Origin of the sequence: Enemella evansiae (genome assembly GCF_002250705.1) — a bacterium.
In the GTDB taxonomy this organism is placed as follows: Bacteria; Actinomycetota; Actinomycetes; order Propionibacteriales; family Propionibacteriaceae; genus Enemella; species Enemella evansiae.
The window spans coordinates 76639-98572 of the sequence record NZ_NMVP01000023.1 but is presented as its reverse complement, the minus strand read 5'-3'; the positions used below and the strand labels follow the sequence as shown (position 1 = coordinate 98572).

Genomic DNA, 21934 nt, shown 5'->3' with positions numbered 1-21934 from the left:
GGGACCGTGATGGACAGTGATCACCGCTCCGCGGCCGCGCCGCTGTGGTCGACTCCGCCCGAGGACCTCGCCCGGGCGATCGCCAAGCGTCCGGGCATGTACCTCGGCGGGGCATCGTACGAGCGCGCCATCGGCTTCCTCACAGGCGTGGCCAGCATCGCCTCCGCGCCGAGCTCATCAGCTTCTACCGGCGTTGCTCCCGAGGAGTTCAGTGCCGGGAGCACCTCCGATCTGCTAGTGCGCATCGCGGCTCTCCGCCGCGACCCGGACATCAACGAGCGCGAGGCGATCCTGGCACTCGAGCCACTGCTCGCAGAGACACTCGCTTCACTGCAGGAGTCGGACGGGGCCTAGCCTCGTCGCTGCTCGGTGAGCTACGGGAAGCGCTCCTCCCACGCCTGCTGGATGCGCTACGGCAGGCCGAGCTCCGTCCAGAGCCGCACGAGGCTGTCGCGGTCGACGTAGTCGCGCAGGTCGTCCTGGGTACGGGCCTCACGCAGGAAGATGCGGATCATCGAGCGCAGCCGGGCCTCGTCCGAGAGGTCGAACGGCCGCGAAGGATTCCACAGCAGACGGTTCAGCAGCTCGACGGTGCCGGTCGCCAGCCCGCGGAGGTCAACGAGCGAGTCAGGGAGCACGAACAACGACGAGAAGGGCACAGCGTCGGAAGAACTCGACCCGTCGGTGCCACTTCGCCTCCTGCACTTCGGTCCGCTGGCAAGCCATGCAGACTTTCTTCGGGGATCACGCCGCGGTCGGCGACCCCGGAAGCCGTTCTCGCGGTCGGCCAGCCGCAGGTTCCCCTATGCCGGATGAGCTCCTACTCGTCCGAGGCCATGCCGAGCTGCTCGCGCAGGCGCTGCGCCTCGGCCTCGATCTTCGCGAGCCGGGTCTCCGCCTTCCTGCGCTTCAAGCCCTCGTCCGGATCCGCGCCCGGAGCGGCCGGCGGCTCCTTCGGGACCAGCCACCCGACGCGCTGGTAGCCGGTGATGCGCCTGGCGTAGCGGCACGTGCGGCACTCCTGCTCCGGCTCGGGTCGTGGCCACCGCAGATCGAGCATCTTGCGGACGTGGTCGCGCTCCGGGCCCTCCTCGGGCCATCCCGTGTGCCCCTCGACGGACCACATGCTCTCGAAGTCGCTACGCATCTCGGCGGCGCGCTCCGCGGTGCACAGCCTCGGTCCGTGCTCAGGCTTCCACTCAACGTCTGCGATGACGTGATCGCAGACGTGCCCGCAGGAGAGCCGGACGCGCCAGAACGCCGAGGAGTGCGGCTCCGGGTTCCGCATCCTCGCCCAGGTCTCGGCGTCCACGCCCTCGTGCGGGCACTCCTCCGGGTCCGGCGGGAACTCCCTGATACGCGAGTCGATCCACTCGACGACGTCGCGGTAGGCCTTCTCCACTCCGCCGTGGTCGCCCGAACACCAGATCTCGCCGACGGGCAGAGGATGCCGGGTGATCGGGTCGAGCCAGGCGTGGCCGTCCGGGTAGTCGTCCGCGCCGCGCAAGAAGATCTCATGCACGCAGCCGCACTCCAGCTGCACTCGCCACCGGAACGCTTCCGTCGCCTCCGGGATGAAGAACGGCCAGAATTCGGGCTTGTACCGGCGACGGAGCGCCTCGACGTGCTCCTCGAAGTCCTGGAGCGCCTGCTTCCGGGGCCGGGCGCGTCCCGGCAGGCGCGCCAGGAGAGCGCCCCGCGTGGTGTCGACCGGGTCAGGCTCCACGTCGTTCTCGTTCACGATGCCGCCTCCGCCCGGGCGTCGACGTACGCCCGGTAGATCTCCTTGGGAATCATCCCGCGGTCGGCGAGCTCGAAGCCGTTCTCACGGGCCCACTTGCGGATCGCGGCTCGCTCCTCGGCGGTGGTCACGGGGATGTCGCGGTTCGGCTTCGGCGCTGCCTGCTCGGCGCGGCGGCCGGCGCTCAAGTAGGGCCGGAGCAGGTCGTCCAATTCGGCGCGCTCCGCCTCGGTGAGGTCGACGTCGCGTCGCTCCGAACCGAGGGCCAGCTGGACGGTGGCGGCACCGGGCTCGCCGGAAAGGTCGGAGACCGTGAGGTGCTTGGTGGCCATGAGGTGTCCTCTCGACAGTGGTCAGGGTCTTCGCCGGCCCGGACCCGCCCAGCCGCCAGCAGGCATCCCCTGCTCCTGTCCGATGCCGTTCATCCGAACTGCTCCTCGCAGTACTTGTCATGCTCCGCCTCGATGTCGGCGACCTCAGGCTGCCCCTCGCGGACGAACGACTTGTCGGATTCGAACTGGATGCGGTTCTCCGTAACGGTGAGGTGTGACTGGTTCACCAGATCACCGCCGTCGCCCCAAACGATCACGGTCCTGTCGTCGTCGAGCTCGCCGTGGCTGGTCGCGCCCTCGTCGGGCCCTTTGCACAGCTCGACCGTATAGGTCGCCTGGTTCCCGTCGATGACGAGCTTCTTGATCTTCCCGTGCGATCCGTCCGTGCCGTAGTAGGTGCCGTCAAGGCCGGACGCCGCCGCGGGAGCCGACGAAGAAGCGGATGAGGCGGAGGCCGAGGCCGAGGGTTCAGACGACCCTCAGCAGCCGGTGAGCGCCAGCAGCGCGGCCAATGCCAGCGCTGCCGAGGCGATCGCCGCAGGGCGAGCAGTCCTTCGTCTCAAGGAGGTTGGCATCATCAGCAGCTCATTCCAATCCACATCGGCTCGCCAACCAACCTACAGGAAGTCATAAGTACCTGGTACTGATCGCTTCCGTTCGCGAGCGTTGAGAGGTGGCGCACAAGGCACTCAAGAAGGTTCTCGGAGAGCAGGTCCGCGCCATTCGACTCGCACGGGGACTCACCCAGGAGCGGATCGCCGAGCAGCTCGGTGTGACCGTCCGCTACTACGCGGGCCTCGAGCGCGGCGAGCGGAACCTCTCGCTCTCATCGGTCGACGCACTGGCCGAGCAGCTCGGAGCAACGGTCACGCTGGCGTTCGACGACGTTTGAGGCCAGAGCCAGCCCACTTCAGTTGCGGTTCAATCCGTGCCTGCGGGTGTCGAGGGCGTTCTTGAAGTGGCTCTCGGCCTCGTCGATGACGCGTGTCGGCGTCGCCGGGTCGAGGACCCTCAAGATCGAGTAGCGGAAGCCGGTCGGATCGACGTTAGGCAGCTCGACGTTGCCGCCGTGGCCATTGGCCGCAAAGGCGCTCCAGCGCTGCCGGATGCTCTCAGCGCCGTCGGCCTTGCCGACGTACTGGCGGCCGTCGCGGGTGTCGGTGATGAGGTAGACGCCGACCACGGACGAGAGCGCTGTCCTCCATGCCGCGTACCTGTGCTCGCGCATCACCGCCTGCAGCTGCGGGCGGTCGAGGACGAGGCGGTCGAAGCCGGGGAACGGCACCGGCTGCGCGTCGGCGATCTCCATGACCGGGTAGCCGGCGGCCGTCGGGCCGTTGAGCCTCCAGGTGCGCGGAGACCTCCAGCCGATCACGAGCCGGTTCCTGAGGTCGGCGAGATGCTCGGAGGCGACCAGGTCGAAGGTGCGCAGAGCGCCGTCGTTCGAGACCTCGCCGCGGTTCTCCAGCACCGACCAGAGGCGAGCCCTGTCGCCGCCCTCGCGGATGAACACCACCCAGATCGGCGGAGGATCGACCGGGAAGATCCGCGGCTTCGCCGACTGCTGACTCGTGTACGCGAGGATCTCCTGGTCGGTCGAGTCCGCATGGATTCCGGGCAGGCCAGTGTCCTCGTGCTCGCGCACGAAGGCGTGGCGGATGGCATGGGCGTCCGCAGGGTCGATGCCGGCACTCCGGAGGATCGCGTCGAGTGTCAAGGGCATCGCAGGTTCCTGCTCTTCGAGGGGCTCAAGTGGGCAGTCCCAGCTTGTCGAAGAACGCCCTGTTGCGCTCAGTGGCCGCGTTGACCAGCCCGTCGAAGCTCATGACCTCGATGTAGGCCTTGGCGGCATTGTTGTAGCCGAAGTACCCGAGGCCGTCGTGGGTGGGACGCAGGTCGGAGATCTCGCACCGCTCGATCATCTTCTCCGTGAGGTCGGCGATGATGTAGCAGAACGCCGGCGGCTCCTGGGTCGGCGGGATCGGCCGGCCCGTCGCGGTCATCACGCCGCCGGCGCGGATCCGCTTCACGTAGTCGAGGCACTGCTGGATCGGGTTCTTGTCCTCGGTGGCGTCCTTGCGCATCGGGCGCTTGATCTCGACCACGACGATCGACGGCAGCGGTAGCTTCTGCCCCTCCGCGGCGAGCACCGGCGAATCGATGAGCCGTGTCGAGAGGACGTCGGGCTCCTTCGTCGACTCGGACCCGGTGACCGGCATGCTCTTGAGCGTCTTGTCCGATGCGAGGTAGTCGTGGAACGCCAGCCTCTCGTCGATGATCCACAGGTTCGATCCGTCGGAGGCGAGGTCGTTCGACTCCGTGCGCATCGGGACGATCAGCGAGTGGATCGCGTCCTCCCGGCTGTACTTCCCGTCCTGGTCGGCGCGGATCAGGCGACCGAGCAGGTCCAGGACCGTGCGGCGGCGCGAGACGTAAGCGGCCAGGTCGGACTGGTTGATCTCGCTGACCGTCGCGAGGTAGCCGGCGAGCCGCTCCGCGAAGTCGTCCGAGGGGTCTGCCTCGGCCTCCGCGAAGATCTCCTGCCCCTTCACGAACGCCTCGGACTCGATCTTCTGCAGATGCTTGTGGAGCTGCAGCTCGAGGTCCTGGTCCTTGACCGACGGGTCGACCGTGATGCCGCGCTCCTCGATCTTTGCCAGCACCGGCCGGTACCGCGGGGCCCGCTTCGCCACGTAGTCGTGGATCCGCTGCTTGCCCTGCTCGCGGGCTGACTCGAGCGGATCCTTGAGGATCTTGGCCACCTCCTCGAGCACGGCCTCGCGGATATCGTCCAGCGAGAGGTCGTCGACGAGCGGCTGACCGGGTATCCGGTCGCTGATGTCGAATGCGGTCCGGTCGGAGCGCACGCGCTCGTCGAGGAAGTCCGACGTCAGGTAGCACGCGTAGACGAACTCGCCGGAGGCCTCGTCCGCGAGCCTGCCGTGGAGCCCCGGCACCTTGCCGCTCAGGTTCTCCTCGATGACGACGCGGCTCGCCGCGCACCAGTGCAGGCGCGGGACGGAGTTCCGCGCGGTCGCCTTCAGCCGGAGGTTGAGCATGTCGAACTTCTGGCCCTTGACCTCGATCGTCGACGACGTCATCGCCGAGTCGACGAACTCGTCCATCAAGTCCGCCAGGGACACCGACTCGTCGTCGTCCGCGACCGTCACGACGGGGGCACCTCCGGGGCGGAGGAAGTACCAGATGCAGTGCTCGAAGATCTCTCGCGCGATCGCGTCGACGCCCTTCGGAGCGTTCTGCTGGAACGACTTCTTGAAGCCGTCGAGACTGATGACCGCTCCCGGGCGCGCGAAGCCGTCTGCGTCCCCATCGTGCTCGACCTCCTGAGCTACGGAGAACCTGAACTGGCGACCTCGGAGCTTCCCGTCGCCGTCCTCGTACGCGCTGCGGACGGACACCATGTCGAAGGCTTTCAGCCAGAGCAGTCGCCCCACGCCGCGGCAGCCGAGGTCGGCCTTGAAGTCGCTGTCCAGCGTCTCGAACGAGGACATGTTCTGCGGCGTGAATCCAACGCCGTCGTCCGAGACGGTGAACCCGATGATCGGCTTCATGGGGGCGCGCCCGGGGCCGGCAGGGCCGAAGTCGAACTCGGCCTGGGAGTCTCGGTGCACCCTCACGTCGATCCGTCCAGGATCGTCGGAGCCGGGCCGCGCGTCGATCGCCTGGATGCCGTTGACGATCGCCTCGAGGAGCGGCAGGAGGGCATGGCTCTTGGGCAGGCTCGTGTTCCGGACTCTGCCCGCCAGGGACGTCGTCAGCGCCATGATCCATCCCTTCCCCGCCGTCGAGGCGACCCTAGCGTCGGCCACCGACACGAACGGTGCGCAGGCGCGATCGGAGCTGCTCCCACGGTCAGCCGCCGTCCCGGAGCTCGAGCTTCAGACCGAGCGCCTGCGCGACCTTCGCGATGGTCGCAGTCGTCACGTCGTTGTTCGCCTCGACGCGCGCGATGGTCGGGCGCGACAGACCGGACTTCTCCCCGAGCTCCGCCTGCGACCATCCCTGCTTCTTCCGGGCCTCGCGGATCACGTCGCCGAAACCGTGCTGCTCCGGTTGGTCCATGCTCACTGGCGTTCCTTAGATCCTGGGTGAGGGTGGCGATTCAGGGCGGCGTCATGCGAAGGTGTCAGGCCATCGGCTTGACGCGCGACTCGATGAACTCGATCTCGGCATCGTCGAGGCCGTACTTCGCGTACAGCCGCTGATCGATCTCGGAGATCGACAGCGACCAGTCGATGTCAGAGTCCGTGGTGAAGTCCTGGTTCGGGACGTGTCGCCAGGTGTGCGCAGCGGTGTGCTGCGTCACCTTGAGGACTCCGAGCATCGCGCGAGCGAACTTCGACTTCACGTACTTCAGCAACGCCTCGGCCTCGGCCTCTGACGCAAAAGATCCGATGGTGAGGAACGTGCTGGTCACCGCCACTCCTGGACCGAGCACTGTCGGGTTGTTCAGCGCTACGCCGAAGAAGTCTGTTGTCGCTCCCGTCCCGTTCGCTTCAGGGAGGGCAACCTTAAAAGCATCAAACGATGAAGGGCCCGTGATGTATTCGCGGCGAAGCCACCGGGTTGTGCGCTTCCGCTCGTAGAGACCGAGCACTTCGACGTAGTCGTGCTCGTCAGAAGGCTTGTGCTCGTGGAAGAGGAACGGGAGCCGTCCGAAGGCGCTGGCGTCAAGCTTGTACGGATTGTCTTTCGACATCAGCGCCCGTGCACCAGGGTTCTCTGAGTGCATCTTGTCCGTGTAGCGATGCTGACGGTCGTTGGTGATGCCCAGGTTGGTGAGAGAGGAGTCGTCCGAGGCCTCGACCTTCAGCAGGATCGCGTTGAGTTCGGGGAACTTGGTGAAGAAGCCGATCGGGCCGAGCTCGCGCTCCGAATCACGGTAAGTGACGGCGATGCCACCCTTGATCGGGTCCGCGAGCCCCGGAAACAGGCGGTTCGAATCGGGTTCGAAGTGAGCCACGGTCAGGTGCTCATCAGCGAGCATCTTCTTGTTCCACGGCTTCGGCGTGAAGCCCGCGTTGGACAGGAATCGTGCCGGTGTGATGAGTACGACTTTGGTGCCGACTTCGTAGACCGCGTCCATGAACAGGTGGTAGATCGGCATATTGTGCGTTGATTCGCCGACCGAATCTTCTTGGTATGGCGGGTTGCCGATCACGACATCGAACTTCTTCACCATGGTCAGTCGCCTTCCGTCAGCATGTCGTCGACAATCTTCGCGCGCTGGGCGCTGGTCATCTTCGCGATGTTGCCCCACCGGAAGTGCCCGGAGGAACGCAGCCAGTCCTTGCGCTCCTCGACGCCGCCCGAGACGGCTTCGAGCGTGATCTCGTGGAAGATCCGGCTGTGGCTCATCTCAAACAGTTGCTTGGTCAGGATGTGTTTGAGCCGCTCCTTCGGATCCGGCATCCGGCTGGCCAACCCCGTCTCAAGACGGCGCACCAGCTCCATGAGGAAGAGACCCGCTGTGGAGAACAGATCAGCGAAGGTCTTCTCGGGGTCGGAGAAGATCCCAGGGTTCTCCTGCTCGAGGATGTCGACCATCATCTTGACCACGGGCTGTGGCGTGAAGACGAGCGAGGTCTTCTGCTGCGGGATGTAGGCGAAGATGTTCTCGGTCTGCGTGTCGTCGAAGTAGTCCGCCAAAGCTTCCTTCTTGTCGAGGAACTCTTGGATTGACTGATCGAATACGGCCTCGTCGAAGAGACCCGGGATCATCGTGACCGTGCCGTCTTGCTCGGTGACCTGCTGGCCATCGCGCAGGAGGCGGAACTCGACCTCACTGATGCCAGTGATCTCTTCGAACACGTCGTCGGGCGTGTAGTCGTCGAAGTTCGACAGCCGAGTGTCCCGGTCACCGTAGGCCATGAGGAACATCGGGATCGTGCGGGCGAAGCCGCGTAGGTGCGAGCGCGCGTCGTCCATAGTCTTATCGGCCCGCTTTTGCTCCTTCTTCTCCTCCTCCCGCTCGACCACCGTCCTGGTGATCGACTCGGACGTCTCCATCAAGATCTCGGCGACGCTGTCGTGGAAGGCTTTGTCCTGCTCGGCCTTCTTTGCCGCGATCGCTGAGGCTTCTGCTTCGGTCGGTGCCTCGGCCAGCTCGTCCTGGAGGTGCTTCGATGCGATTTCGTGCTCGACGCGCACACGCTCGTACTTCCGAGCGACCTCTGCTTCAGTGGCCTTCTCGTCGCGCTCAACCTGCTTCTTGGTCAGCCCATACTCGGTCTGCAGCTTCTCGCGGGTATCGCGGGCCTTCTCGGTCACGAGCTTAGCCAGCTTCTTGGCCACCTCAGCCGTGGAAGCACCCGGATCGGTCGGCGGGATGTCCTCGACCCGCCACACCGGAGCGCCGAGCTCGGCGACCTTCGGGTTGATGACAGTCTCCATGTCGACCTCGGCGTTGCCGTCCCGGTCCACGTTCGGCATCGGCTCGGGCAGCTCGAGATCCTTCTTCTTGAGCTTCCCCTGCTCGGCGGTCGGAAGCTTGTCGAGGATCTTCTTGACGTGGTCGGAGTACCGGAAGATCCCGGCGACGTTCGCGAACAGCAGGTTCGAGAGGAAGCCACGGCGCACGACTTCGCGGGCCTTGAACACCTTGGGGAACGTAAGGACCTGGGAAGCGTCCAGTTCGACCATTCTGCCCTCGGCGTCCTCGCCGATGACGGGAAAGAAGTTCAGGAGTGTCTTGATGTTCTCGCGGCGCACTCCCTCGTCGCCAGAGGGGTTCGGGCGGAGGTTGTTCGCGAACTCGTCGAAGATCGTGAGCGTGCGCTCTGGCGCGAAGTCGAAGATGTAGGCGTTCTTCTTTTGGTAGACCTGTCCGTCGCGCTCGAAGGTGCACGGATTCTGGGCGCGGAACGCCGCCTGCATGTACAGCGCAGGTGAAGTCACGTTGGAGAGCATCACGACGGCAGTCCACTCGGGGATCGTCACGCCGGTGGTGAGCTGGCCGACCGAGAGCGTGATCGTCCTGCCGCCGGTCTCTTCTGCCTCGGCAATGGCCTCGCGGACCTTGTCGAGGGACGCCTTCGACTGCACGAGGTCGCTGTCGTCGTCCGCACCGCGGCCGTCGCCGGCGGCCAGCACGACTGTGTACTCCTTGAACACCTCGTGCTTGTTCAGCATCCGCTGGAGAGCCTTCGCCGAGGCGACGCGGTCGAGCAGCCAGAAGGAGTGCCGGATCTCGTCACGAAGCTCAGGAGTCGAGAACGGGTACTTCTCGTTCACCGAGAGGCGGTCGAGAAACGTCTGGACGTCGGCTTCGTGCTCGAAGTATCCGTTGTCCTTGGTCCGGAAGAACTCTCCGAGGTCGAAGGCGTAGTCGATGTTCGCCTCGTCCTCGGCGATCGCGACGCCCTCAGCGAGGCGATCGCTGATCATCCGCGACACCTGGTAAGTGAGCAGGTTGAGCGTGGGCAGCGCCTCGTACGGGTTCTCCAACTCGGGGTCGTCCCACTCGGCGCGCGCGGTCTGCTCATCCTCATAGGTCCAGTTGAAGATCTGGTCCTGGTCGAACTTGCCAGCCGCGAGCGCCTTGAATGGCGTGCCCGACAGGTGCAGCGTCCGCCGACGCTTGATCTGGTCGAAGGCGACGTCGGTCTTGGTCGTGTCGACGCCCTCGTGCGCCTCGTCGATGACGAGCAGGTCCCACTCGAACTGCGCGATGTGCTTCAGCTTCTCGTGGCTGCCGCCGAAGTACACCGAGCCCTTGAGGTCCTGCAGGGAGAGGAACTCGACGATGCGCGGATCGTCGTCGTTCGTGTGCGAGACGTATGCCGACCACTGGTCGCGCGTCATCGTCGGGCGACCGTTGAGGGATGCCGACTCCGAGACGAACCGATAGGTCGTCTGGTGCCCAATGAAGCGCAGAAAGTCGTCGAGCCATGAATTCGCGATCGCGGGCCGGTTCGTGACGATGAGCACCCGGCGCGCGTCGAGTCGCCGCATGAGGTCGTAGGTGGTGAGGGTCTTGCCGAAGCGCGGCTTGGCGTTCCAGAGCACCTCGGTCTTGCCGGCTCCGAACGCCTCGAGAGCCTGCTCCACGGCCGCACTCTGCTCCGGACGAAGCTCGTAGTCCTATTCCAGGATGCCCGAAGCGTCGATCGAGAAATCGCCCGATGCGAAATCCAGAAAGTACTGCCGAGAGGTCTTCGGTGCGCCGTCGAACCGGTGCCACTCCGTGCGCTTCGGCCGCTCAGGCGTCGCCGGGACGCCGTCGCGTTTGATGCCGTGCTGCCTGAGGTAGGCGTGGAAGTCGTGGTCGGTGAACCGCCCGCCGTCAGGCGTCATGTATGTCGCCTTGAAGACCCAGTTGACCGTCTTGCTGATCGACAGCTGCGACGCCTGCTGGTCGATGCGCGCCTTCGCGCCGCCCTCCTGCTCGGTGTACCCGATCTTCTCCCAGCCCGCGTACTTCGGGATATCGGTCGTGGTCCACGAGTAGATCTGCGGTGTGATCTTCCGGAATGTGCTGATCTTCGGGCTAGACATCGGAGTTCGCCATCTTGTGGACGTGGCGGATCGGGCACGGCTCGTACGAGGCGTACACGCTGAAGTCAAAGGCTCCGACCTCGCGCAGCGCGTTAAAGGTGAACGGCTCTCTCTTGACCATCGATGGATCATTTGCTTGCCGGGTCCACCACGAGAACTCGATCTCCTCGCCGCCCGGCGTCCGCCCGGTGAGCGTGTTGCCGCGGACGATGTTCGTCGCGACGAGGAAGGTCGCGGCGCGATAGAGGTCAGTGCGAGGGCTGCAGCGCGTGCCGTGCGACTCGTGGAACTTCACGAACTCGTTGACGAGCGCCTCCTGCGCGTCTCGGTGGTTGTCCTCGAGCAGCTCGATCGCGTAGATCGAGGCAAGCGCGAACAAGGACTCGCGCGGCCAGACCGATGGGTCGAGCTGCCTCTCGATGGTGGCAAGCTTGCGCTGCACGATCGCGACCAGGAAGTTACCGTCGCCCGCCGCGGGTTCCAGGAACGTCTTGTCGACGAAGCCCTCTCCAGCCTCGAGATCGTCGCTGACGAGATCAAGCATCTGATCGACCATCGCGCGCGGTGTGAAGACCTCGCCGTACGTCTTGACGCGGTGCCGCGACTTCATGAAGAGGCGGTCTGCATCAGGGGAGCTCATGGTGATCGTCCGTCGGTAGGAGGTCAGCGGAACCGGGGCATCGTCGTACGGCGAGAGAGCGTCCTCGTCGACGTCGGATGCCGCGAAGGAGTTCGTGCTTCGGCGCGCCGCACGCATGGGGGCCATCGCCGGCGGAACTGCCGAGGGTGCGATTGCCGACTCGGCCATGTTCACCTGTTCCTTCTCGATCCGTACCCTGTATCAAGGACTTTACATCGCTTCGTGTATCAGGAACGTGGCATTTCGTCTCGTGTCAAGGGCCCGCTCGTTACGCAGCCGAGGCTCAGACGGTGCAGAGCGCGTGTATGAAGCCGATCGCCGACTCGACGCGGATGCGCAGCGCGTTGAGCTGGGTGATGGTGAACCGGCCGGCGTGGCCATGCGTCCCGTTGTTGAACTCGCGAAACAGCCCGAGGACGTTGTCCATGTCCTCCTCGACCAGGGTCTCGATCGATTCTTCCTCGATGCCCTTGCGCCTCAGGAGGAAGCCGACCTTGGCTCGCCGGGTTGGCACCCCCTTGTCCGTACGGTCACAGCTAGGCTCGACCTCCGCGACCCGGGAGTCTGGCGCTGCGCCATCAATCATCGCGATCAGCACCTCTCGGGCGCTGGTGCAGAAGTGGCGTGCGGCATCAGGGTTGCGCGGGCTAAGGGAGAACAGTGCTCCCGTCCATCGGTCGACCAGGTCCTGCCCAAACGTCGCGAGTTCGGTCTGCATGCTCGGGCTCCGCAGCTCGTCCTCGGTGGGGTCGTCCTCGGGCGTGCCGTCGCCCTCCATCGCGTTTAGAAAGTAGGCGCTGTTGGCCGCCTCCTCGCTTCCGAGGTCGATCAGCTCGCGTCCCGCCGGTGCGACCGGCCGTCCGGCCAGCCTGTCCTCGGTCTCGGCGTACGTCCGAGTGAGAGACTCGACTGACGCGCGATAGGTGACGAAGGTCGTCGCTGGGCGGGAGTTCAGGCGACGAATCTCCTGCTCGAGCCGTCGGCGCTGGTTCTCGACCCGGGCGTTGTGGGCGCGCGCCTTGGCGTTGTAGGCCCGCACGTCGCGGTTGTAGTCGTCGAAGGCCCTCTTAACCGCGGCATTGTTCCGCCGGGCCTCGCGGTTGTACTTGTCGATCGCCTGCTTCTGCTCGCGCTGCGCCTTGTTCACTGCGGCCTTGAACTGCGCGGGAGTCATCTTCCGGACCATGCCCTGAGTATGGCTACTGGCACCGACAGTTCCGGCCACAGTTGTCACGCCGGGCACACCGGTCATGTAGGTGATGGGCACTGTCGCTCAGCCCTCCTGGAGCCGCTGCGCCTCCGCCTCCAGTTCCCGAACTCTTGCCTCCAGCTCGGCCTTCGTCGGCTTCGCCGACCGCTTGGACTTCGCAGCCTCGGCGGCAGGTCCACGTGCGCTCGGCCCCTCGGCCTTCAGCCCGATGGCCTCGCCGTCGACGATGGTCGCGGGGTCGAGGCCGCACTCTGGACAGGCCCTCGCGCTCATGAACGCCGCGTGGAGGGTCTTGTGCGTGTAGTGCGCGGTCCGCTCCACGACGTGGCCGAAGTAGAGGCGGAGCCGCCACCTCATCAGTTGCTGGGGTGGCGTCGGTCGTCCGAGCAGCCGCGCGATCTCATCCCTCTGCGAGGGCGACATCGGCGGAGGCGGGCAGCACTTGCCGCAGTGAGTGGTCAGCGACCCCGAGACCGGGTGCCGATGAGAGCCGCAGGCGGGGTGGTCCCGCTTGTAGCGCTCTTGCTCGGCGTCATACCGGGCACGTTCCTCGTCGGTGAAGTACATCGTCCCCTTGGACTCCCAGTGCTCTTCGTCCCGATACGGCCGCCCGCAGCCAGGACACGGCTCCCCGGCGACGTATTGCTCCCAGGTCAGCGAGGGGACCTCACACCTGACCGCATCACGAATCTGCTCGCTCTGCCTCTGAGCCCACTCGGCCTTCTTGGTCGGCTCGAACGGAGCGTCCAGGTCCCCGCGCCGCTCGTAGTCCGTGATCTCCACCATGCATCGACGCTAACCCACCTCAAGGGACCGCCGTGGACGGCGGAAGTCGTGGTCGACGACCTGAATCTGCTAGGGCGCACCGGGCGCACCAGGTCAGATCGGTGTGGGAGCCGCCTCGTGTTTCCGCAGGTCGAGGGGGGCGCACAAGACGCACGCAACTCAACACGGATTACTACCAAGATTCATTATATCGCTACTAGTAGTCGAGGCACCTGCCGAGCCGCCGAGCAACGGAAGAGGCCGTCCCCACCTCGTGGAAACGGCCTCTGACCTGCGGTTTTGTGGAGCGTAGGGGAGTCGAACCCCTGACCCCCGCCTTGCAAAAGCGGTGCTCTACCAGCTGAGCTAACGCCCCGTATTGAGTTGTAGCAGCCTGCTTGCAAAGCAGGTGCGCTACCAATTGCGCCATAGCCCCAAGGCTGGTACCGCGCGGGCCGAAGATCAAGCGTACCGGCAAGGCGAAGGGGGCGCCACCGCGATGGTGACGCCCCCTCGGTTGCCGAAGCGGTGGCTCAGGCCTGGGAAACGGGCTGCGAGCCGTCCGGGTTGTCGTACTGGACGCCCTCCGGCTTGGACTCGCCGGCCAGGAGGACGAGCAGGATGATGCCGCCGACGAACGGGATCAGGCTCAACAGGTACATCCAGCCGGACTTGCCCGTGTCGTGCAGTCGGCGCACGGCGCTGGAGAGGCTCGGGATCAGGGTCGCGAGGGCCCAGAGCCCGTACAGCCCGATCAGTGCGGTCGCCATGCCCGGCGCCGTGTCACCGCTGCTTGCCGCGTTGGTGGTCATGATCGTCGCCGGCAGGTAGAGGACCAGGCCCACGATCACCTGCAGCAGGAACGGCCACCAGTACTCGGACTTCGAGGCGCGGCCGTAGAACTGCGCGTAGTTCTTGAAGTAGAGCTTGATCGCCTGGCCGAAGCCGACGCTCGGACGCGGCGCACCGGCACCCGCGGCGGCGCCGTAACCCGCACCGTAGGGCTGGGTCTCGGTGCCGTAACCACCGGCTCCGTAACCGCCCTGGTCGTAACCCTGCTGCTCGTAGCCGCTCTGCTGCTGGCCGTAGTCCTGCTGCCCGTACTCCTGCTGGCCGTAGGCCGCCTGCTGCTGGCCGTACTCGTTGGCCGACTGCTGGCCGTACTCGTTGGCCGAGGGCTGACCATAGCCACCGGACTGCTGGCCGTAATCGCTCTGGCCGTAACCACCGGACTGCTGCCCGTAGTCGGCGCCCTGCCCGTAACCGCCGGACTGGCCGTAGTCGCCCTGGCCGCTCTGCCCGTAGCCACCCTGCTGGGGGTACTGGCCCTCACCGCCCTGGCCCTGGCCGTAGCCGCCGCCCTGGCCGTAATTGTTGTTGCCGTAGCTCATTCTCTCCCCTTCATTGAGTGGCAGATGCCGCTGCGCTGACGAGCCTGCCGTATCCCAGGTTCCATTTCCACCGATTCGACCCCATCAGCCGGGCAACAATCCGGTGACAACTTCGCCGCCCAGTGAATCGCTCGGTCAGTCCACCGCCGGCTGAGTGCCGTCCGGGTTGTCATAGCGGACGCCCTCGGGCTTGGATTCCATGCAGCACATCACCAGCGGGGCGATCCAGCCGACGTAGGGCACCATCCCGATGAGCGTCATGAAACCGGAGAAACCGGCGTCGTGCAGGCGGCGTACCTGCAGCGCCAGCAGCGGGACGAACACCGCCAGCATGCCGACGAACATCACCAGCATGAGCACCACGCCCGGTCCCTCGGTACCCGATCCGGAGTTGCCGCCGATCGTCACCACCGCAACGACGGCAGCCGTGAACACCAGGTAGACCACGAGCAGGGCCAACTGCACCCACCAGTACTCCGACCGGGATGCCCGGCCATAGAAGTTGGCGTAGTTCTTGAACATCAGCCTGATCGCGGTGCCGAAACCGACCGAGGGTCGCGGCGGATGCGCCGCGTCGTAGGCGTACATCCCATAGCCCGGTCCGTACGCCCCCGGGGCCGGGTAGGGCTGCCCGTACGGCTGCTGCTGGTAACCCTGCTGCTGCGGCGCGTAGGGATCGTGGCCGATGTAGCCGCTCGGTTCGCTGGTCTGCTCCTGGCCGTACGCCGACTGCTGACCATAGCCCGACTGCCCATAACCGGACTGCCCATAACCGGACGGCTGCTGCCCGTGACCCGGCCCGTTCTGGTATCCGTTCGGGTCGTGACCCTGTCCGTAACCCTGCTGGCTCACGTCGACCTCTCTCATTCGGTACGCCAATGGCTGCGTCTGCGACCGTGGTCCAGTCTTTCACGGCAGGGGTCCGACAACGGTGCCGAACCTGCCCCCCACGCGGTTCCGCGGCAGGCCAGCCATGGATCGGCGACGTACCCTAGAGCCCATGTGGTCCCGCAGGGAGGTCATCGACTACTCGCTGCAGCGCCGGAACACCCTCTCGGCGCTGCGGTCGCGCGTGCGTACGCTCACCCCGAACGACGCCTGCGACGCCGACCCGATGTTGATCCGAGCCGCCCTGCACCACGGCGAAGAAGCCGACGACCCGTGCCCGATCTGCCGGCACCAGCCGATGGTCCACCTGAACTACGTGTTCGGTGACCAGCTCGGTCAGTACTCCGGCCGGATCAAGAACACCCACGAACTCGAAGCCATGCAGGACGAGTTCGGGGAGTTCAAGGTGTGCGTGGTCGAGGTCTGCACCGAGTGCGGGTGGAACCACATGATCCAGTCCTATCTGCTCGGGGACGGCCGCAAGCGTCGTCCACCGCGCCGCCAGCAAACCGTTGAGGATATCTATGGCTGAACCCGCCAAACGCTCTGCCAGCTCGAAGTCCACGGGTAGCAGCCCACGGAGGTCGAACCAGAAGCGCGGGGGCGGCGGTGCCAAGCCACGCAGCAGGGGCAGGACCATCGCGCTGCGCGTGCTCACCGGCGCCCTCGTGCTCGGCCTGGTCGGCGCGATCGCCGGCATCGTCGGCGTCGCCTGGGCGTACCAGCGCACCACCATCCCCGACCCGAACGCCGAGTTCCAGACCAACACCTCCTACGTCTACTTCAACGACGGGGAGACCAAGCTCGGCAATTTCATGATCCAGAACCGGCAGTCGATCGACTACGACAAGATGCCGGCCTCGATCAAGGACGCCGTGGTCGCCGCCGAGAACCGCACCTTCTGGACCGACGGCGGCATCTCGATCTCCGGGATGATCCGGGCGGCGTACACGATCGCCCGCGGCGGGGAGATGCAGGGCGGGTCGACGATCACCCAGCAGTACATCAAGATCCTCTACCTGAACTCTGAGCGCACCCTGAACCGCAAGTTCAAGGAGCTCTTCCTGGCCGTCAAGCTCGGCCGCGAGGTGCCCAAGGAGCAGATCCTGCAGGGCTACCTGAACACCATCTACTTCGGTCGCGGCGCCTACGGCATCCAGGCCGCCAGCCGGGCGTACTTCAACATCGACGCCGAGAAGCTGAGCGTCCCGCAGGCCGCGGTGCTGGCCAGCATCGTGAACAACCCCTCCGCCTTCGACCCGAGCGACCCCGACGACCAGCAGCGGCTGCTGGACCGCTACCGCTACACCCTCCAGGGGATGGCCGAGCTGGGGAAGATCTCCCAGGCGCAGGCCGCCGAATACGGCCAGCAGCTGCCGGAGTTCCCCGACGTGCCGAGCAACCAGCGGTACGCCGGGACGAACGGCTTCCTGCTCAAGATGGTCGAGCAGGAACTCGCCGCCAAGGGTCTCAGCCAGGCCGACATCGCCGGCGGCGGGCTGAAGATCGTGACCAGCTTCGACAAGGCCGCCCAGGACGCCGCCGTCGCGTCCGCGCAGAAATACACCCAGCAGGCCGCCAGCCGGGCCAGCAAGAAGCAGGACCCGAACAACCTGCACGCCACCATCGCCTCGGTCGACAACGCCTCCGGTGAGGTGCTGGCGCTCTACGGCGGCCCCGACTATCTGAAGAGCCAGAAGAACTGGGCGACCACGCCCCGCCAGACCGGCTCCACCTACAAGGCGTTCGCGCTGGCCGCCGGGCTGCGCGACGGGTTCAACCTCTACAGCACCTTCCAGGGCGACACGTTCACCCCGAAGGGCGACTCGGTGCCCTCCCGCAACGAGTTCTCGATGCAGTACGGGCCGGTGAACCTGATCGAGGCCACCGCGCAGTCGATCAACACCGCCTTCGTCGATCTGACCACCCAGCTCAGCGACCGCGGCCAGAGCAATGGCCCGGAGAAGGTGCTGAAGGCCGCCGAGGACGCCGGTGCCCCGCGCGGCGCCGGCTGGGATCCGGCCTCCAACCGGATCACCCTGGGCATCCCGGAGGTCAGCCCGCTGGCGATGGCGGGGGCGTACGCCACCTTCGCCAACGACGGCAAGCAGATCACCCCGCACGTCGTCCGCGAGGTCTTCGACGCCCAGGGCAACTCGATCTACAAGGCCGACACCGCCGGCAAGCAGGCCTTCGACACCGGTGTGGCCCGGGACGTCACCTACGCGCTGTCCAACGTGGTCGAGCAGGGCACCGGCCGCTCGGTCGGCACCCTGGACCGCCCGGTGGCCGGCAAGACCGGTACCGCCGGTGTCGAGGACGACGTGATCTCGTCCTGGTTCGTCGGCTACACCAAGCAGATCTCCACCGCGGTGATGTACGTCGCCGGGGACCAGGGCACCGGTGACCTCGACCCCTACGCCCGGCCCGGGGACCAGACCTTCTTCGGCGGCTCCTATCCGGCGATGACCTGGGCGGACTACATGAAGACCGCGACCAGGGGCCAGAAGGTGCTGGACTTCCCGAAGCCGGCCTTCGTGAACCGCAACAAGGCCCGCAACACCGCACCCACCAAGTCGAGCGCGGTGACCGCCCGGCCCACCCCGCAGGCCTCCAGCGCGGCCCCCTCGACGACCCGTCCGCCGGAGACCACGCGTCCGCCGGAGACCACCCAGCCGCCCACCACCACCCAGCCGCCGACCACGACGCGGCCGCCGGAGACCACCCGGCCGCCGGAGACCACCCGGCCGCCCGAGACCACCCGGCCGCCGACCACCCAGCAGCCGACCTTCGGGGGTGGCAACAACGGTGGTGGATCCGGCGGGTCCGGAGGCTCCGGGGGCTCCGGGAGCGGCGGTTCCGGCGGTGGCCAGCAGGGCCAGCGGGAGACCCAGGCGCCGTCACAATCGGCCCCCTTGGAGCAGATGGCCACGCCGTAACCCGATTCCCCCTAGTCTGGCTCCTGCGCACGCGCCCGCGTGCGCCCAGCCACCTGGTGTGGAACGGCGGAAAGGAGTGGCGTGGCACGGTCAGGCCCACCGACGACGGTCGAACCCTTCGGCCAACTCGTCACCCGATTCGTCGGCGGACCGCTCGGCCGGCACGCCCAGCTGATCTCGGGCACCGCCCGCAGGGCGTACTCCTGGTTCAACCCGGCGACCGTCGCACTGGCCGTCGCCACCTTCATGTGGGTGCTCACGGTGATCCGCCAGGACCCGTGCCGACAGACCGTGCCCGGGGTGCAGCCCAACGGCTTCATCGAGCAGTGCTATTCCGACATCCCGGCGCTGTTCCGCAGCCGCGGGCTGATGGACGGCAACACCCCCTACTTCGACACCGGCAACTACCAGGTGCTCGAGTACCCGGTGCTCACCGGAATGTTCATGGAGCTGATGCGGCTGATCACCGTCGCCCTCGGCGCCCCGGTCGGCCCGGGCCTCAACGAGCAGCAGGTGATCGACTCCACCAACCTCTACTACTCGGTGAACATGGTGGTGCTGTTCGCGCTGCTGGTCGTGCTGGTGCTCGCGCACATCGCCAGCACCCCCGGCCGCGGCTGGGACACCCTGATGATCGTCGCCTCCCCGTCGATCATCCTCACCGGGCTGATCAACTGGGACATGCTGCCGGTCGCGCTGACCACGCTCGGCCTGCTGTTCTGGCAGCGGAAGAAACCCGGCTGGGCCGGGGTCATGCTCGGCCTGTCGATGGCGGCCAAGTTGTACGCCGGCTTCCTGCTCGGGCCGCTGCTGCTGCTCTGCCTGCGGACCGGCAAGTGGCGCGAGTTCCTGCGTACCCTGATCTGGTTCCTGATCGCCTGGGTGGGTGCGAACCTGCCGGTGATGATCGGCGCCCCCGAACAGTGGATGGCGTTCTGGACCTTCAACTCCGACCGGGCCGGTGACTTCGGGTCGATCTGGTATCTGTTCGTGCTCGGTGAGAACCCGGTCGTCGACCTCAACCTGGTCTCCACCACCTTCTTCCTGATCGGCTGCGCCGCCCTCGGCGTACTGATCCTGCTCGCCCCGCAACGCCCCCGGATCGGCCAGGTGTCGTTCCTGGTGCTGATGGCGTTCCTGCTGACCAACAAGGTCTACTCGCCGCAGTACGTGCTGTGGGTGCTGCCGTTCCTGGCGATGTGCCGCCCCAAGTGGCGCGACTGGTTGATCTTCGGCGTCGGTGAGGCGCTCTATGTGATGGCCATCTGGGGCCATCTCGGGCAATACCTCAACCCGGCCGGCGGCGGCCCGGACAAGATCTTCTGGGCCGCCACCATCCTGCGGATGCTGACCCAGCTCTGGGTGGTCGGCATCGTGATCCGCGACATCCTGCAGCCGCGCTTCGACCTGGTCCGCAACGGATCCCTGCCCGGTGACCGCTCCGCCTACATCGACGACCCGACCGGTGGCGTGCTCGACGGCGCCGCGGACACCCCGTTCTGGTCGATGGTGCAGCGCCGCGGCAGCGAGGCGCTCGCCGGCGTCCGCTCGCTGATCCCGCCGCGTACCGTGCCGGGCACCCCGATCCCCGGCCTGCGGATCCGGATCGATCGCTGGGACTCCGCCGGGGCCCGGTGGACCGCCGCGGTCTGGGTGCTCAGCCGGGGCCTGCTGATCGCCGTCGCGCTGTTCGCGATGTCGGAGAGCGGGCGCACCTTCAGCCAGGTGCTGATGAACTGGGACGCCGAGCACTACGTCGGGCTGGCCCGGGACTGGTACCAGTACACCGGCAATCCCGAGATCGACAAGCGGATGGCCTTCTTCCCCGGCCTGCCCGCGCTGCTCAAGGCGGCGATGGTCGTCGGCATCCCGGGGGAGTACGCCGGGATGGCGATCTCGCTGGTGGCCTCCGTCTTCGCCGCCGCCGCGCTCTACCGGACGGGCGGCTTCTGGGCCGCCGCGCTCTGGCTGACCGCGCCCACCGCGATCTTCACGATGATGCCCTACACCGAGTCGCTGTTCTGCGCCTTCGCCTTCTGGGCCTGGGAACGCGCGCGCTCGGACAAGTGGTGGCAGGTCGCGATCCTGGCCTCGGCCGCCTGCTCGGTGCGGGTGTCGGGACTCTTCCTGATCGGCGCGCTCGGGATCATGATCCTGACCTGGAAATTCCCCAGGGGCACCAGTGTCCCCGAGCGGATCATCGGCTGGCTGCAGCGGGCGATGTATCTGCTGCCACCGGCCGGGGTGATGGTGCTCTACGCGGCGTACCTGAAGAAGCTCACCGGCTCCTGGATGATGTGGTACGAGGCGCAGGCGATGGGCTGGTCCCGCGGCTGGACCGCGCCGTGGCAGAGCGTGCGGACCACCTTCGATGTGATCCTCTCGACCCAGTACGACAACAGTCCCGGCTGGGATCTGGTGTTCAGCTTCGAAATTCTGTCGATGGCCTTCGGGCTGCTCGCGGTCGGTTTCCTGCTGCGCCGCCGGATGTGGGCCGAGGCCGCCTGGGTCGGCGTCCAGGTGCTGGCGTTCTCCACCTCCGAGTGGTTGTTCTCGGTCAACCGGGCGGTGCTGCTCTGGTTCCCGCTCTGGCTGATCGCCGCCGAGCTGATCGCCTGGAAGCCCGCCACCCGGCGCGGGGTGATCATCCACCGGGTGGTGCACATCTCCTGGATGATCGGCTCGGTGGTCATCATGATGTGGTGGGCGCGGATGTTCTATCTGGGGCAGTGGTCCAGTTAGACCTGGTCACCGCGATCCTGGAGGATCTGGCGGCGGCCGCGGACCCCGAACGCGCGGAATCCCTGCGGGCGTACCTGAAATCGGAGCTGCCCTGCCACGGCATCGGCAACGCTGCGGTCCGCCGGCTCGTGGCTGCCCGGGTACGCGGGGTGGCGCTGACGGTCGGGGAGTGGGAGGCGCTGATCCGCGCGCTCTGGGACCGGGCGAGCCATCGCGAGGAGCGGTTCGCGGCCCTGTCGGTGGCGCGGGCGCGGGAGTTCCGGGCGTACGCCGAACGGCCGGAATCGCTTGTGCTGTATGAATATCTGATCCGCACCGGGGCCTGGTGGGATCTGGTCGATGAGATCGCACACCTGGTCGAGGAGGTGCTCGTCGCGCATCCGGACGAGTCGGCGGGGGTGTTGCGGCGGTGGGCGGTCGATGACGATGTCTGGGTACGCCGGGTCGCGATCACCGCACAGCTGCACCGCGGCGCGCAGACCGATCTGGCGCTGTTGAGCGAGGCCATCGCCGGATCGGTGGACGACCCGGATTTCTTTGCCCGCAAGGCGATCGGCTGGGCGCTGCGGCAGTACGCCCGCACCGACCCGGACTGGGTGCGTGGCTATCTGGCGGCCCATCCGGAGCTGTCGCCGCTGTCGGTCCGCGAGGCCAGCAAGCACCTGTAGCGGCTGTTCACCGTGCACAAGCCGACCCGCGGAGTTGTCGCCTCGGCACATGGTTCCGCGGGCCGCCCCGCCAGCACACTGGCTGCACCGAACCGAGACGA

The 21934-nt window shown here is 66.6% G+C and carries 20 protein-coding genes, 1 tRNA gene and 1 pseudogene; 6 read left to right on the top strand and 16 right to left on the bottom strand.

Annotated features, from left to right (window positions below):
• Nucleotides 1-9 precede the first annotated feature (9 nt).
• Entirely contained in the window at nucleotides 10-354 is a 345-nt protein-coding gene (locus tag BI335_RS12530; protein WP_094404367.1) for a hypothetical protein, read from the top strand.
• Between the two features lie 56 nt (nucleotides 355-410).
• On the opposite strand, the gene BI335_RS12525 is transcribed toward BI335_RS12530, so the two are convergent.
• From BI335_RS12525 to BI335_RS21480, 4 genes are all read right to left on the bottom strand, one after another.
• Nucleotides 411-659 carry a hypothetical protein gene (locus BI335_RS12525; protein ID WP_094404368.1) on the bottom strand — a complete coding sequence of 83 codons (249 nt, stop codon included), beginning with the start codon at nucleotides 657-659 and terminating at the stop codon, nucleotides 411-413.
• Nucleotides 660-820: 161 nt separating this feature from the next.
• Nucleotides 821-1741, bottom strand: coding sequence for a hypothetical protein (locus BI335_RS12520; RefSeq protein ID WP_094404369.1), 921 nt, complete (start codon nucleotides 1739-1741; stop codon nucleotides 821-823).
• Complete coding sequence (locus BI335_RS12515) at nucleotides 1738-2073, bottom strand: Lsr2 dimerization domain-containing protein (protein ID WP_094404370.1); 336 nt, start codon at nucleotides 2071-2073, stop codon at nucleotides 1738-1740. The genes BI335_RS12520 and BI335_RS12515 overlap by 4 nt, the downstream gene beginning before the upstream one ends.
• 89 nt (nucleotides 2074-2162) lie before the next feature.
• Nucleotides 2163-2330: a hypothetical protein gene (locus BI335_RS21480; protein ID WP_166646793.1), complete on the bottom strand. Its 168-nt coding sequence runs from the start codon at nucleotides 2328-2330 to the stop codon at nucleotides 2163-2165.
• Between the two features lie 416 nt (nucleotides 2331-2746).
• Here BI335_RS21480 and BI335_RS12510 point away from each other — a divergent pair, with 416 nt between their 5' ends.
• Complete coding sequence (locus BI335_RS12510; protein WP_094404371.1) at nucleotides 2747-2965, top strand: helix-turn-helix domain-containing protein; 219 nt, start codon at nucleotides 2747-2749, stop codon at nucleotides 2963-2965.
• A gap of 18 nt (nucleotides 2966-2983) precedes the next feature.
• On the opposite strand, the gene BI335_RS12505 is transcribed toward BI335_RS12510, so the two are convergent.
• The 12 genes and pseudogenes from BI335_RS12505 to BI335_RS21990 form a co-directional block, all read right to left on the bottom strand.
• Nucleotides 2984-3796, bottom strand: a complete 813-nt coding sequence (locus BI335_RS12505; protein WP_094404372.1) for a GIY-YIG nuclease family protein — start codon at nucleotides 3794-3796, stop codon at nucleotides 2984-2986.
• A gap of 25 nt (nucleotides 3797-3821) precedes the next feature.
• Entirely contained in the window at nucleotides 3822-5858 is a 2037-nt protein-coding gene (locus BI335_RS12500) for an ATP-binding protein (RefSeq protein WP_094404373.1), read from the bottom strand.
• An 88-nt stretch (nucleotides 5859-5946) separates the two neighbouring features.
• Nucleotides 5947-6156 carry a helix-turn-helix domain-containing protein gene (locus tag BI335_RS12495; RefSeq protein WP_094404374.1) on the bottom strand — a complete coding sequence of 70 codons (210 nt, stop codon included), beginning with the start codon at nucleotides 6154-6156 and terminating at the stop codon, nucleotides 5947-5949.
• Between the two features lie 64 nt (nucleotides 6157-6220).
• Nucleotides 6221-7276 carry an Eco57I restriction-modification methylase domain-containing protein gene (locus BI335_RS12490; RefSeq protein ID WP_094404375.1) on the bottom strand — a complete coding sequence of 352 codons (1056 nt, stop codon included), beginning with the start codon at nucleotides 7274-7276 and terminating at the stop codon, nucleotides 6221-6223.
• 2 nt (nucleotides 7277-7278) lie between these two features.
• Nucleotides 7279-10161 (bottom strand): annotated as a pseudogene (locus BI335_RS12485) (DEAD/DEAH box helicase); the annotation flags it as partial.
• Nucleotides 10162-10176: 15 nt separating this feature from the next.
• On the bottom strand, nucleotides 10177-10590 hold the full coding sequence (locus tag BI335_RS21995; RefSeq protein ID WP_208109250.1) for a hypothetical protein: 414 nt from the start codon (nucleotides 10588-10590) through the stop codon (nucleotides 10177-10179).
• Complete coding sequence (locus BI335_RS12480; RefSeq protein WP_094431308.1) at nucleotides 10583-11404, bottom strand: DNA methyltransferase family protein; 822 nt, start codon at nucleotides 11402-11404, stop codon at nucleotides 10583-10585. Before BI335_RS12480 ends, BI335_RS21995 begins: the two co-directional genes overlap by 8 nt.
• 109 nt (nucleotides 11405-11513) lie before the next feature.
• Entirely contained in the window at nucleotides 11514-12416 is a 903-nt protein-coding gene (locus BI335_RS12475; RefSeq protein WP_208109251.1) for a pPIWI-associating nuclease domain-containing protein, read from the bottom strand.
• An 87-nt stretch (nucleotides 12417-12503) separates the two neighbouring features.
• Entirely contained in the window at nucleotides 12504-13226 is a 723-nt protein-coding gene (locus BI335_RS12470; protein WP_094404378.1) for a hypothetical protein, read from the bottom strand.
• Nucleotides 13227-13508: 282 nt separating this feature from the next.
• A tRNA-Ala gene (locus tag BI335_RS12465) sits at nucleotides 13509-13581 on the bottom strand.
• Nucleotides 13582-13738: 157 nt separating this feature from the next.
• On the bottom strand, nucleotides 13739-14596 hold the full coding sequence (locus tag BI335_RS12460; protein ID WP_094402299.1) for a DUF805 domain-containing protein: 858 nt from the start codon (nucleotides 14594-14596) through the stop codon (nucleotides 13739-13741).
• Nucleotides 14597-14731: 135 nt separating this feature from the next.
• Nucleotides 14732-15463 carry a DUF805 domain-containing protein gene (locus BI335_RS21990; protein ID WP_208109252.1) on the bottom strand — a complete coding sequence of 244 codons (732 nt, stop codon included), beginning with the start codon at nucleotides 15461-15463 and terminating at the stop codon, nucleotides 14732-14734.
• A 133-nt stretch (nucleotides 15464-15596) separates the two neighbouring features.
• On the opposite strand from BI335_RS21990, the gene BI335_RS12450 reads away from it, so the two are divergent.
• From BI335_RS12450 to BI335_RS12435, 4 genes are all read left to right on the top strand, one after another.
• Entirely contained in the window at nucleotides 15597-16016 is a 420-nt protein-coding gene (locus tag BI335_RS12450) for a DUF5318 family protein (RefSeq protein ID WP_094356775.1), read from the top strand.
• Nucleotides 16009-18423, top strand: a complete 2415-nt coding sequence (locus BI335_RS12445) for a transglycosylase domain-containing protein (protein WP_094402301.1) — start codon at nucleotides 16009-16011, stop codon at nucleotides 18421-18423. Before BI335_RS12450 ends, BI335_RS12445 begins: the two co-directional genes overlap by 8 nt.
• An 81-nt stretch (nucleotides 18424-18504) precedes the next feature.
• On the top strand, nucleotides 18505-21165 hold the full coding sequence (locus BI335_RS12440; RefSeq protein ID WP_094404379.1) for a glycosyltransferase 87 family protein: 2661 nt from the start codon (nucleotides 18505-18507) through the stop codon (nucleotides 21163-21165).
• Entirely contained in the window at nucleotides 21153-21833 is a 681-nt protein-coding gene (locus tag BI335_RS12435; RefSeq protein ID WP_094431306.1) for a DNA alkylation repair protein, read from the top strand. Before BI335_RS12440 ends, BI335_RS12435 begins: the two co-directional genes overlap by 13 nt.
• Nucleotides 21834-21934 lie beyond the last annotated feature (101 nt).